Source organism: Candidatus Caccoplasma merdavium, assembly GCA_018715595.1.
In the GTDB taxonomy this organism is placed as follows: Bacteria; Bacteroidota; Bacteroidia; order Bacteroidales; family UBA11471; genus Caccoplasma; species Caccoplasma merdavium.
Map to the genome: position 1 here is coordinate 73,955 of DVLI01000006.1, position 12,130 is coordinate 86,084.

The following is a 12,130-nucleotide window of genomic DNA, read 5'->3' on the forward strand; positions in this document are numbered from 1 at the left end:
TTGCCGGTATTACAATTTGCGGGCGCCGTCGCTGATGGTAACAGGGTAGACTTTGGGCTCCTTGCCGAATTTTTCGGTGAAGCCTTTGACGGCCGTCTCTATGAAGTGGTCGTATTTCTCTTCGGGCACGAGGTTGATGGTGCAGCCGCCGAAGCCGCCTCCCATGACGCGTGAGCCGGTGACGCCGCATTCGCGGGCCACGTCGTTGAGGTAGTCGAGTTCTTCGCAGCTCACCTCATAGAGTTTGCTCATGCCGTGGTGGGTGCCGTACATTTTCTCGCCCACGGTCTTGTAGTCGCCTTTTTCGAGGGCGTCGCAGGCGTCGAGCAGGCGTTGGATTTCTTCGATGACATACTCGGCGCGCATGTAGTCTTCGGCGCTCACCTCGTTTTTCACTTCGGCCAGCATGGCCATGTCGGCGTCACGCAGGAGCGACACTTCGGGGTGGCGTTTCTGTATGGCGGCCACGACGGCTTCGCACGATTCGCGGCGGCGGTTATAGGCCGACGAGGCCAGTTCGTGTTTCACCACCGAGTCGATGAGCACCATTTTGTAGCCTTTCGGGTCGAAGGGCACATATTCATATTCGAGCGAGCGGCAGTCGAGGCGAATGAGATGGCCGGCTTTGCCGAATACCGAGGCAAACTGGTCCATGATGCCGCACTTCACGCCGCAGTAGTTGTGCTCGGTGGCCTGTCCTATCTTGGCCAGCTCGAACTTGTCGATGCCCAGGCCGTAGAGGTCGTTGAGGGCGAAGGCGAAGGTGCTTTCGAGGGCGGCCGACGAGGAGAGGCCGGCACCGAGGGGCACGTCGCCCGAGAAGGCGGTGTCGAAGCCGCCCACTTTTCCGCCGCGTTTGATGATTTCACGCACCACGCCGAAGATGTAGCAAGCCCAGCTTTGTGCCGGTTTGTCGCTCTCTTCCATGCCGAACTCGGCATACTCGTCGAGGTCGACCGAGTAGGCGCGGACGATGTTTTTCCCGTTGGGTTTTATCTCGGCGAGGATTCCTTTGTCGATGGCTCCGGGCAGGACAAAGCCCCCGTTGTAGTCGGTGTGTTCGCCGATGAGGTTGATGCGTCCCGGCGAGAAGTAGAGGTCGCCCGAGGTCGCGAAATATTTCTGGAAACTGGTTCTTACAAGTGTGTTGTCCATAAGGTATAGCAATTTAATGGGTTAATCGACAGGTATATCTTTGTTTACGTTCTTGCAGCCCGAAATGCCGTAGTAGAGCAGGTACGCGAGGGCGGCCACGATGAGCCAGTAGCTGTTCATGTATCCGCTCACCTTCACCAGGTATTGCTGGATGAGGGGCAGAATGCCACCGCCAACGACCATCATCATGAAGATGCCCGAAGCTTGGGCCGTGTATTTGCCCAGTCCTTCGACGGCGAGGTTGAAGATGCCTCCCCACATGACCGAGGTGCAGAGGCCGCAGAGCACGAGCAGCAGGGCGCTTACCGGAACTTGGGCCACGACGATGCCGTTGCTCACGCTGTAACCGGGCATGTCGAGCGTGCAGGTCTTGGGAATGAAGATGGCCAGGATTACCAGCACGATGGCCGTGGCCGACACGGCGATGAGTTGGGTGCGGGTCGATACTTTGGCGCTGATGGCGCTGCTCAGCGTGCGGCCCACGAGCATGAGCAGCCAGTAGATGGCCACGATGGCTCCCGCAATGGCCGATGCGTCGCCCACGACACCGGCACCGGTGACGCTTTGGTCGGCCAGGTAGAAGTTAAGGGTGCCGGGAATACCGATTTCGACGCCTACATATATAAATATGCCGATGACGCCCATGACCGTGTGGCGGAAGTTCCAGGGACTATGCTCGAAGACCTCTTTCTTGCCTCCCTTGTGCAGGTGCGGCTCGGGAATGTCGACAAACGTGATGATGAGGAACGCCGCGGCGAAGACGGCCATGCCTATCCACAACAGCGGGGCGACATCGACCATGGTTGTCGATTTGGTGAGCGAGCCGATGAGGGCACCCACGAAGAACGGGGTGAGGGTGGCCGAGAGCGAGTTGAGCGCGCCGCCGGCCTGAATGAGCTGGTTGCCTTTGTTACCGCCGCCGCCCAGTATGTTGAGCATGGGGTTCACCACGGTGTTGAGCATGCACACGCAGAAGCCGCAGATGAAGGCTCCGAGCAGGTAGATGAAGTAGTTGAACGTTACGGGGAAGGCCACCGTTTGCAGCACGCCCTCTTTTTCGATGGTGCTGTCCATTGTGAAGAGCACGGTGTCGGTGCCGACGACGCTCGACAGGTATTGCACCGCCAGACCCACGACACCCACGGCCATGGCCCAAAGGGCGGTTTTCTTGTATCCGATTTTCACCAGCAGGTTACCGGCCGGGATACCCATGAAGAGGTAGGCCAAGAAGTTCATCATGTTGCCCATCATGCCCAGCACGCCGTTGCCTTCGAACTGGTATCCCCAAATGGTGCCGATGGGGGCCGCCAGGTTGGTCACGAAAGATATCATCGCAAAGATGAAAAACATCGTGATGATGGCGACGATATTGCTGTTTTTCTTTTCTTGTATCATAACTTTCTTATTTATAAAATTCGTATGCAAAAGAGGGGGTTATTGTCGCACCGAGAATTGGTAACGGCACGTCTGGGTGTAGGTCTCGCCCGGGCGCAGGAGCGTCGAGGGGAAATGCGGCTTGTTGGGGCTGTCGGGGAAATGTTGGGTCTCGAAGCATACGGCCGTGCGGGCGCTGTATGTGCGGTTGCATTTCCCGGTGAATCCGTTGAGCCAGTTGCCGGTGTAGAGCTGTACGCCCGGTTCGGTGGTGTAGACGGTCATGACGATGCCCGTTTGGGGGGAGTAGGCTTCGGCGGCAAAGGCATATTCTCCGGGGAAGTTCTTGGCCAGCACATAGTTGTGGTCATATCCGCGGCCGAATTGCAACTGCTCGAAGTTGTCGTCGATGCGCAGGCCGATGGCCGTGGGTTTCCTGAAATCCATCGGGGTGCCTTCGACCGTGGCAATCTCGCCGGTGGGCACCGAGTCGGCGTCCATCGGGGTGTAGAAGGGGGCGTCGATGGTCACGACGTGGTTGGTCACTTCGCCGCCGCCGTCGCCGTTGAGGTTGAAAAACGAGTGATGGGTGAGGTTGCACACGGTGGCTTTGTCGGTTGTTGCCCGGTAGTGTATCTCCATGGCGTTCTCGTTGGTGAGGGTATAGGTCACCTCTATCTTCATGTTCCCGGGAAATCCCTCTTCGCCGTCGGGCGAACGGTAGATGAGGTGCAGGGTCTGGGTGTCGCTTTGGCGGGCATCCCACACCACTTCGTTGAAACCTTTGATGCCGCCGTGCAGGGCGCAAGCCGGGTTGTTCGATGTGATGGTGTAGTTTTTCCCGTCGAGGTTGAAGCGGCACTTGCCGATGCGGTTGCCGTAGCGGCCGATAAGGGCGCCGAGGTATTTCTCGGGCGAGTGCAGGTAGCTGTCGAGGGTGCTGTGACCGAGCACGACGTCGGTCATCTTGCCGTCACGGTCGGGCACCAGCAGCGATACGACGATGCCGCCGTAGTTGGTGATGCAGATTTCGGCCCCGTTGCGGTTGGTCAGTTGAAAAAGCGATACCTTTTTCCCGTCGATGACGGTATCGAAGTCGGCGAAAGATAGTCCCGACTGTGTTTTTTCGGTATGGTTTACGGTTGTCATGGTTAAAAGTTTTTTTATTTCACCGGCGCTCCCGGCCCGGGCCAGTTGGCGGCCGGGTCGGGAGTTTACGGTTGTTGTGTGAGTGTGTGAGAAACACGCGCGGCGGCAATCAGTGCTTGCTGTTGCCGGCTTCGCGATATTGGCGGATAAATTGCAGACGTTCGTAGTAAGCGACGTCGGGAATGTTTTTGTAATTGAGTGCGCCGATGGCTTCTTGGAGCGAGGCAAATCCCTGCTCTTTGAGCCAGCCGGTGAGGAAGTCGAGCATTTTGCCTACGATGGCTTCTCCGTTGATGTAGAGGGTCGAGCAAAGTTCGGCAGCCGATGCGCCGGCCAGAATCACCTTCACGAGGTCTTCGGGGGTGTGTACGCCGGTCGAGGCGGCCAGCGGCAGTTTGTTTACTTGTCCCGAGACGATGCCCAGCCAGCGCAGGGTGTCGCTCAACTCGGCCGAGGTGCTGAACGGGTTGCCGGCAATGAGGCGGCGGCTATGAATGTCGATGTCGGGTTGCCACGGGCGGTTGAAGAGTACCACGCCGGCGGCTCCGGCGGCACGCAACTGGTCGACAACCGACACCAGGTTGGAGAGGTTGCGGCTTATCTTCACCGTCACGGGAATTTTCACGGCGGCTTCTACTTTTTGCAGAATCTCGACGTGGAGTTTTCCGATGGTGCCGGGACGGTATTCGGGGGTGGGATTGATTTTCTGTATGTTCAGTTCGATGGCATTGGCACCGGCTTTTTCGAGGTCGGTGGCGAAGCTCTCCCAGCTGCCGTCGTCGTAGCAGTTGATGCTGGCGATGATGGGGATTGATACGGCTTGGCGGGCTTCGCGTATCAAGGTCAGGTATTTTTCTACCTCGTGGGCTTTGACGATGTTTTGGAGGTAGTCATAGGCTTCGGGGTAATCGCTGTCGGAGCTGTTGAGCAGATGCTCGCTTTGTGCGGCGAGTTGCTCTTCGAAGAGCGATTTCAGTACTACGGCGCCCACGCCGGCTTTTTCGAGGGCGATGATTTTTTCTACTTGGTCGGTCAGTCCCGAACTGGCGGCGATGATGGGATTTTTCAATTCCAATCCTGCATACTGTGTCTTTAACATGATAGTGGTTTTATAAGATTAATAATTTCTTTCTCCAAAAATGAGGGTGCCGACGCGCACCATTGTCGTGCCGTAATCGAGCGCCAGCCGGTAGTCGTGCGACATGCCCATGGATATTTCCGTAAAGGCGTCGTCGCCGGCAAAGTATTGTTCTTTGATTTCGGCAAAGAATGCTTGCAGGGTGGCAAACTCGCGGCGCACGGCCTGTTCGTCGTCGGTGAGGGTGGCCATGCCCATCACCCCGCGCAGGCGCACATGGGCGAGGTCGCGCCAGGTGCCCGAGGCCAGGTAGTCGCGGCATTCGTCGGGAGAGAAGCCAAATTTGGTCTCTTCCTCGGCGATGTGCAGTTGCAGCAGGCAGTCGACACGGCGGTCGCAGCGGGCGGCGCACCGCTCTACCTCTTCGAGCAGATGCGGGCTGTCGATGCTGTGTATGAGGGAGATGAAGGGGACGATTTGCTTCACCTTGTTGGTTTGCAGGTGCCCGATGAAGTGCCATGCGATGTCTTTGGGCAGGGCGGCCTCTTTGGCGACCAGCTCCTGCACCCGACTTTCGCCGAAGATGCGTTGTCCGGCATCGTAGGCTTCGCGCAGGGTCTCGACCGGGTGGAATTTCGATACCGCCACCAGGGCGACACCTGCGGGGAGGGTCGATTTTACGGCGTTGAGTTGTCGGGCTATATCGTTCATGGTTTTCGGCGGTTTTTATTCTTGTGCGGGGGTGGCGGTGGGGACGGCGTCGGCATCGTAGCGGAACACGTCCATGAGGGGCGTCTCGGTAATCGAGGCGATTTCATAGTCGGCCATGGTGCCCTTCATGCCTTTGAGCAGATTTTCGAGGGCGGTCTTGAAGTCGGCGGCTTGCACCATCATGTACGAGGCGGTGCGTTTCTCCACGCCGCTCTTTTCGTCGAGCGTGATGAAGTTGACCTTGCACTTGTACCATTTGTCGCCGCTTTCGTCGAAGAACAGCTCGCTGATTTTTACCCGTTTGATGTTGGCGACGGTAAACTCGCCCGAGATAAACGGGCGCATCTCTTCGAGTATGCGCGATTCGGCTTCGGTGAAGGAGAGGGCGTCGACCATGTAGGGCTCGCTCACGCTTTTTTGCAGCCCGCCTTCGATTTCTTTATCGTATTTAACTTTGCATTCGAACCAAGAGTTCATTTTCTTTTTAAAATTTAGATTTTATGTTTCTTCCCCTTCCGGGCTGTCAGCGCCCGAGGGTGCGTTTTTTATCATTTCGTTGAGGGAGCCGATGTAGTCGAGCAGTTCATCACGGCCTTTCCGCGTCTCCGAGGAGGTGATGAAGATGGGGGGCAGCTCTTCCCACTCTTCGAGCAGACGGGTCTTGTAGGCTTCGATTTTGTCGCGGAGGACCGTCGTGCCCAGTTTGTCGGCTTTGGTGAAGACAATGGCAAAAGGCACGCCGTTTTCGCCCAGCCAGGTCATGAATTCGAGGTCGATTTTTTGCGGCTCGTGGCGGCTGTCGATGAGAACAAAAAGGCAGGTCATCGATTCGCGGCCGAGGACATAACGCTCGATGATGCGGCGAATGTTTTCCCGGCCTTCCTTCCCCCGGCGGGCATATCCGTAACCCGGCAGGTCGACGATGTACCAGGTCCCGTCGATGTCGAAATGGTTGATGAGCAGGGTCTTGCCCGGTGTCGATGAGGTCATGGCCAATCCCTTGCGGCCGGTGAGCATGTTGATGAGCGACGACTTGCCCACATTCGACCGCCCGATGAACGCATACTCGGGGCGGTCGTCCGCCGGGCACTTCGTCACATCGGTGTTGCTGATGACAAATCGGGCCTCTTTTATCTCCATGGAACAGACGTTTTGCAGATTACATGACAAATATAGGAAGTTTCTTGATAGATAATAAAAAAAAAGTGCTATTTTTGACTGTCTAAACATCAATACTATGGAAAAAAGGCCGCCTATCACCCCCGAGTCGGCATTCAATGACCTGCGGTATTTGCAGTTGTTGTCGACAAAGTTCCCGACCATCTCCGATGCTTGCACCGAGATTATCAACCTTGAAGCCATTCTCAACCTGCCCAAAGGTACGGAACATTTTCTCACCGACCTCCACGGTGAATATGAAGCATTCCTCCATGTGCTCAAAAACGCATCGGGTTCGGTGCGTCGCAAAGTCGAAGAAATCTTCGGCCAAACTTTGCGTGAGAGCGAAGTCAAGGAACTTTGTACCCTGATTTACTATCCCGAGCAGAAACTTGAACTCATCAAGAAGGAGGAAAAAGACATGACCGACTGGTATCGCATCACGATGCACCAACTCATACGCGTGTGCCAGAACGTCTCCTCGAAGTACACCCGCTCCAAAGTGCGCAAAGCCTTGCCGGCCGAGTTTTCTTACATCTTGCAGGAGTTGTTGCACGAGTCGCAAATCGACCCCAACAAGCAGGCTTATGTCAACGGCATCATCTCCACCATCATCTCCACCGGCCGGGCCGATGCCTGCATCTGTGCCATCTGCAACCTCATACAGCGGCTGGTCATCGACACCCTGCATGTCGTGGGCGACATCTTCGACCGCGGTCCCGGCGCCGAAATCATCATGGACAAGCTCTGCGCCTATCACAACGTCGATATACAGTGGGGCAACCACGATATTCTGTGGATGGGCGCGGCCGCCGGCAACGACAGCTGCATGGCCAATGTCATTCGCATGTCGATGCGGTATGGCAACCACGGCACGCTCGAAGACGGTTACGGCATCAACCTCGTGCCGTTGGCCACCTTTGCCATCGAGCAATACAAAGACGACCCCTGCACCCTCTTCTTGCCCAAGAGCCTCGACGGCGAATATAGCGACAAGACCCGCCGCCTCCTGGCGCAGATGCACAAAGCCATCTCCATCATACAATTCAAACTCGAAGGACAGCTCATTCTTTCTCACCCCGATTTTGAAATGAACGACCGCTTGTTGCTCGACAAAATCGACTATGCGCGTGGCGTGTTGATTCTCGACGGGAAAGAATATGCCTTGCGTGACAAGATTTTCCCCACGATCGACCCGGCCAACCCCTATGCGTTGACTCCCGAGGAGGAAGAACTCGTCAACCGGTTGCATGCCTCCTTTGTCAACAGCGAGAAGCTGCGCAAGCACATGCGTTGCCTCTTCTCCAACGGCAGCATGTATCTCGTGCGCAACAACAACCTCCTCTACCACGCTTCCATACCCCTCAACGACGATGGCTCGCTCAAAGACGTCACCATCGACGGAAAGAAATACAAGGGCAAGGCGCTCCTCGATAAAATCGACCAAATGATACGATTGGCCTATTATGGCGTCAATTCACCCGATAAGCAGTATGCCCTCGATTACATTTGGTACCTTTGGTGCGGTGCCGACGCGCCCTCTTTCGGCAAAGACAAGATGGCTACGTTCGAACGTTATTTTGTCGAAGACAAGGAGTTGTGGAAAGAGCGGAAATGCCCCTATTACATTCACTACGACGAAAAGTCGGTGTGTGAGATGATACTCAAAGAGTTTGGCCTCACCGGCCAATATGCCCACATCATCAACGGGCACATTCCCGTCAAGACGCTCAAAGGCGAAAAACCCGTCAAGGCCGGCGGCAAGTTGCTGGTTATCGACGGCGGTTTCTCCAAGGCTTACCAGCCCGAGACCGGTATTGCCGGGTACACGCTCATCTTCCACTCCCGCGGCCTGCAACTGGTGCAGCATGAGCCTTTCGAGTCGACGCAGAAAGCCATCGAAGACGGTATCGACATCATATCGACCAACGTCATTCTCGAACTGAGCCAGCGTCGCATGCGGGTGCGCGACACCGACATAGGAAAAGAACTTGAAGAGCAAATCTATAATCTCAACAAGCTCTTGGTTGCCTACCGCAACGGTTATATCAAGGAAAAACAGTAACCCCTCTCTGCCTCACTGTCATGGACTTTCAGCCCTTTGCCTCGCCCCTGCTCGAAAATGCCGTCAATGAATTTGCCAAGTTGCCGGGAATCGGGCGCAAGACCGCCTTGCGCCTGGTCTTGCATCTGTTGCGGCAAGACGAGTCGGTGGCCGAGAGTTTCGGAAATGCCGTCATTCGCCTGCGCAAGGAGGTGCATTATTGCAACGTGTGCCACAATATCTCCGACACCGACACCTGTGCCCTCTGTTCCGACCCTTCGCGCGACGCCTCGACGATATGCGTCGTGGAGAACATCAAGGAGGTGATGGTCGTGGAGAACACGCGGCAGTATCACGGCCTCTATCACGTCCTGGGCGGAATCATTTCGCCCATGGACGGGATAGGCCCGTCGGACATCGAGATAGAGAGCCTGGTGCAGCGTGTCGCGGCCGGCGGCGTGAAAGAGGTGATTTTGGCGTTGAGCCCCACGATGGAGGGCGACACGACCAACTTCTACATCTTCCGCAAGTTGGCCCCCTATCAGGTCAAGGTGTCGATTCTCGCCCGCGGTGTCTCCATCGGCGACGAGCTCGAATACACCGATGAAGTGACGCTGGGACGTTCCATCATCAACCGTCTGCCGTTCGACGAAACATTCCACAGTTGAAGCCCGAATCATGATTACGCTGAGCATTGTCATCGTCAATTACAACGTGTGCGGATTCTTGGAGCAGTGCCTGCTCTCGCTCGCTGATGCCGTGAAGGAGATACCGCACGAGATTTTTGTCGTCGACAACGCTTCGACCGATGGTTCCGATACCTATATACCCCGGCGTTTCCCGCAGGTAAAATATATCTACAACACCGGGAATGTGGGGTTCGCACGCGCCAACAACCAGGCCATGGCCTTGTCGTCGGGGCGTTATGTGCTGTTGCTCAACCCCGATACCGTCGTGGGGGAATCGGTCCTCTCCGAGGCGTGCCGCTTCCTCGATGACCACCCCGATGCCGGGGCCCTCGGGGTGAAGATGCTCGATGGCGACGGCCGTTTCCTGCCTGAGTCGAAACGGGGTTTCCCCTCACCGTGGGTCTCGTTCTGCAAGATTTTCGGGCTGGCCAAGATATTTCCCCGCAGCCCTCGTTTCGGGCGCTATCATCTGCGTTATCTCGACGAAAATGAGATAAATCGCGTCGATGTGCTTTCGGGCGCTTTCATGTTGTTGCGGCGTTCCACGCTCGACCGCTGCGGCCTGCTCGACGAGCAGTTCTTCATGTATGGCGAGGACATAGACCTCTCCTACCGCATGACCCTTACCGGCCGGCACAACTATTATCTGCCCCTGCGCATCATTCATTATAAGGGCGAAAGCACCAAAACCGAGTCGTTGCGTTATGTGCGCATCTTCTACCAGGCGATGCTCATTTTCTTGCGAAAACATTATCCCCATTACAAGTTTTTCGCCCAGTTCTCCATTCGCTTGGCCATCTACCTGCGGGCCTCGGCGGCCGCCGTGCGCCGCAAGCTCTTCCCCAAGAAGAAAAAGGTCGACGAGACGTCGGGTGAATGGAATCTCCTGTGTCGCGAACCCGATGCCGCGGCATCGTTGTTGGCGCATCATGGCGTCACGCTCGATTTTGTCACCTCCGATGTCGCCGAGATGGCCGTCCGTCTCTCCGGTGCCCGGCGACGGCAGCATGTGGTCTTCGACCGTTCGCTCTACACCTATGGAGCCATCATCGAGTGCATGGAGGCGTGGAGCGCTCCCGGGAAGGTGCGGTTTTATATCTATTCACCCGAAAGCGGGAAAATCGTTTCGGCGCATACGTCGTTTACCTAATTTTGCAAGCCTGTCATGGATTTTTTATCGGGAACCCGTTTTTCGTTGAGGGCCGTCGAGCCCGAAGATGTCTCCCTCGTCTACCGCTGGGAGAACGACTCTTCGCTGTGGGGCGACGGCTGTGCCTTGGCGCCCTATTCGCGTTTTGCGATACGCACCTATATCGAAGAGAGCCTGCATCAAGACATCTACCAGTCGCGTCAGTTGCGGCTGATGGTGGTATGTCGTGACGATGAGGCCGTTGTGGGAATGGCCGACTTGTTCGATTTCGACCCGTATCATCGCCGGGCGGCGGTGGGTATCTATGTCGATGCCGCCTCCCGACGGCAAGGCGTCGGCAGGGAGGCTCTCGACCTGCTGTGCCGTTATGCGTTCGGTTTTCTCCACCTGCACCAGCTCTATGCGCACATTGCCGGGCCCAATGTCGCCAGTTTGCGCCTGTTCGAGGCGTCGGGTTTCGTGCGTTGCGGGCATCTTTCGCAGTGGATTGTGCGTGAGGGGGGGTATGCCGACGTGGTGGTCATGCAGCGCGTTGCCGGGACTTGCCCTCCTTGACAAGATGATTTGTTCCTGCACCCCGGGGGCTACAAGCTCCTGCAAGACCTTTGGGCCGATCGACCTCTTGTCTTGGCCGAGGGGACGGGCCTTGGGGCGGAGTTGTCGACGCGGTTGCTTTGCTGCCGCGTCGGGGGGCATGTGTCGGCCGGTCGTGTGTCAGGCAAAAAAAATCCCGGAAGGCGCACCTCCCGGGAAAAAACACAAAGTTATCTGAGAATCTATTTTATGCGGCTATTTCTCTTTGGGGGTTGAGGGGTGAGGCTGCCCGGCTTGGTCTTTGTTGTTGGGCCAGTGGTTGCGCATCATCTCTTGGGAGAAGCGGGCCTCGGAGTCAAATATTTTCACGATTTTCTGCGCCGGAAGTATTTGCAGGAATTTCTCGAAATACTCTTTTTGCAACAGGGCTTCCTGCATTTCGGCTTCAATCTTTTTCTCTACGGCGGCCCGGTATTCGGTCTCGGAGACAGGCTCTTTCGAACGCATCAGCCGTTTGATGGCCCGGGAGGCATCGTCTTGCACGCGGAACATTTTGGTTTGCAATTCTTCATATATGGGGAAGAATTCAGCGGCCTCTTTGTCCGACAGCTCGGCTCTTTCGCGGAGGTAATCACGTTTGTGGGCCTTGAAGATTTCGAGGCGGTAACGACCTACTTCGCGGCTGGCGGCCCGCATGGCTTTGAGCGAAGTGCCCTCTTGGGGCGATTTCAGCGACTTGCGGTAGTCTTTTTTGGCCTGGTCGTATTTCTGTTGGGCTTTTTCGAGTAAGGCTTCGGCTTCGGAGAGTGTAAGCACTTTTTCCTGGGCTTCCGCCACGGGGGCGAATGCCGTCAGAAAGAGCAACACTACAATCGAAAAAATGAAGTTTCGCATATACACAAGATTAATATTCATAAGCGTCGGCAAAATACTCATACACGCTGTAATCATCGACGCACGACGCTCTTCCGATCTTAGAGAATGGAGATATAGTAACCTTAGAAGATATGACAGGAAGAACGCTTCAATATGCAGTATATGATAGATTTGTAGTAAAGCCTGATGATACAAGCTGTACAAGCCAACAT

General features: G+C 56.0%; 12 protein-coding genes. 4 read left to right on the forward strand and 8 right to left on the reverse strand.

Annotated elements, in window-relative coordinates:
* Positions 1-9: 9 nt before the first annotated feature.
* From galK to IAD09_01650, 7 genes are all read right to left on the reverse strand, one after another.
* Positions 10-1,155 carry a galactokinase gene (gene galK / locus IAD09_01620; protein ID HIT80933.1) on the reverse strand — a complete coding sequence of 382 codons (1,146 nt, stop codon included), beginning with the start codon at positions 1,153-1,155 and terminating at the stop codon, positions 10-12.
* 21 nt (positions 1,156-1,176) lie between these two features.
* Positions 1,177-2,550, reverse strand: a complete 1,374-nt coding sequence (locus IAD09_01625) for an MFS transporter (GenBank protein HIT80934.1) — start codon at positions 2,548-2,550, stop codon at positions 1,177-1,179.
* A gap of 39 nt (positions 2,551-2,589) precedes the next feature.
* Positions 2,590-3,678: a galactose mutarotase gene (locus IAD09_01630; protein ID HIT80935.1), complete on the reverse strand. Its 1,089-nt coding sequence runs from the start codon at positions 3,676-3,678 to the stop codon at positions 2,590-2,592.
* A 109-nt stretch (positions 3,679-3,787) separates the two neighbouring features.
* Entirely contained in the window at positions 3,788-4,777 is a 990-nt protein-coding gene (locus tag IAD09_01635) for a dihydroorotate dehydrogenase-like protein (protein ID HIT80936.1), read from the reverse strand.
* Positions 4,778-4,795: 18 nt separating this feature from the next.
* A complete protein-coding gene (locus tag IAD09_01640; protein ID HIT80937.1) occupies positions 4,796-5,467 on the reverse strand; it encodes a YggS family pyridoxal phosphate-dependent enzyme in 672 nt (223 codons plus the stop codon).
* 15 nt (positions 5,468-5,482) lie between these two features.
* Positions 5,483-5,944, reverse strand: coding sequence for a DUF4494 domain-containing protein (locus IAD09_01645; GenBank protein ID HIT80938.1), 462 nt, complete (start codon positions 5,942-5,944; stop codon positions 5,483-5,485).
* 21 nt (positions 5,945-5,965) lie between these two features.
* The gene (locus tag IAD09_01650) at positions 5,966-6,607 is read right to left on the reverse strand and encodes a YihA family ribosome biogenesis GTP-binding protein (GenBank protein HIT80939.1); all 642 of its coding nucleotides are present in this window, start codon (positions 6,605-6,607) and stop codon (positions 5,966-5,968) included.
* Between the two features lie 97 nt (positions 6,608-6,704).
* Between IAD09_01650 and IAD09_01655 the strand changes: the two genes are divergently transcribed.
* Genes IAD09_01655 through IAD09_01670 form a run of 4 tightly spaced genes read left to right on the forward strand, consistent with a single transcriptional unit; the run spans position 6,705 to position 11,063 of the window.
* Positions 6,705-8,690 (forward strand): fructose-1,6-bisphosphatase, encoded by a 1,986-nt coding sequence (locus tag IAD09_01655; protein ID HIT80940.1) that lies wholly within the window; start codon positions 6,705-6,707, stop codon positions 8,688-8,690.
* Between the two features lie 20 nt (positions 8,691-8,710).
* Complete coding sequence (recR, locus tag IAD09_01660) at positions 8,711-9,337, forward strand: recombination protein RecR (GenBank protein ID HIT80941.1); 627 nt, start codon at positions 8,711-8,713, stop codon at positions 9,335-9,337.
* A 13-nt stretch (positions 9,338-9,350) separates the two neighbouring features.
* Positions 9,351-10,508, forward strand: a complete 1,158-nt coding sequence (locus IAD09_01665) for a glycosyltransferase family 2 protein (GenBank protein ID HIT80942.1) — start codon at positions 9,351-9,353, stop codon at positions 10,506-10,508.
* A 15-nt stretch (positions 10,509-10,523) separates the two neighbouring features.
* On the forward strand, positions 10,524-11,063 hold the full coding sequence (locus tag IAD09_01670) for a GNAT family N-acetyltransferase (protein ID HIT80943.1): 540 nt from the start codon (positions 10,524-10,526) through the stop codon (positions 11,061-11,063).
* Between the two features lie 234 nt (positions 11,064-11,297).
* Here IAD09_01670 and IAD09_01675 read toward each other — a convergent pair whose 3' ends face one another.
* Positions 11,298-11,936: a hypothetical protein gene (locus IAD09_01675; GenBank protein ID HIT80944.1), complete on the reverse strand. Its 639-nt coding sequence runs from the start codon at positions 11,934-11,936 to the stop codon at positions 11,298-11,300.
* Positions 11,937-12,130: the final 194 nt, after the last annotated feature.

Excerpts from the sequence above, each read along its gene's own strand:
- galK (HIT80933.1), bottom strand. The coding sequence starts at position 1,155 with ATGGACAACACACTTGTAAGAACCAGTTTCCAGAAATATTTCGCGACC.
- IAD09_01625 (HIT80934.1), bottom strand. The coding sequence starts at position 2,550 with ATGATACAAGAAAAGAAAAACAGCAATATCGTCGCCATCATCACGATG.
- IAD09_01630 (HIT80935.1), bottom strand. The coding sequence starts at position 3,678 with ATGACAACCGTAAACCATACCGAAAAAACACAGTCGGGACTATCTTTC.
- IAD09_01635 (HIT80936.1), bottom strand. The coding sequence starts at position 4,777 with ATGTTAAAGACACAGTATGCAGGATTGGAATTGAAAAATCCCATCATC.
- IAD09_01640 (HIT80937.1), bottom strand. The coding sequence starts at position 5,467 with ATGAACGATATAGCCCGACAACTCAACGCCGTAAAATCGACCCTCCCC.
- IAD09_01645 (HIT80938.1), bottom strand. The coding sequence starts at position 5,944 with ATGAACTCTTGGTTCGAATGCAAAGTTAAATACGATAAAGAAATCGAA.
- IAD09_01650 (HIT80939.1), bottom strand. The coding sequence starts at position 6,607 with ATGGAGATAAAAGAGGCCCGATTTGTCATCAGCAACACCGATGTGACG.
- IAD09_01655 (HIT80940.1), top strand. The coding sequence starts at position 6,705 with ATGGAAAAAAGGCCGCCTATCACCCCCGAGTCGGCATTCAATGACCTG.
- recR (HIT80941.1), top strand. The coding sequence starts at position 8,711 with ATGGACTTTCAGCCCTTTGCCTCGCCCCTGCTCGAAAATGCCGTCAAT.
- IAD09_01670 (HIT80943.1), top strand. The coding sequence starts at position 10,524 with ATGGATTTTTTATCGGGAACCCGTTTTTCGTTGAGGGCCGTCGAGCCC.
- IAD09_01675 (HIT80944.1), bottom strand. The coding sequence starts at position 11,936 with ATGCGAAACTTCATTTTTTCGATTGTAGTGTTGCTCTTTCTGACGGCA.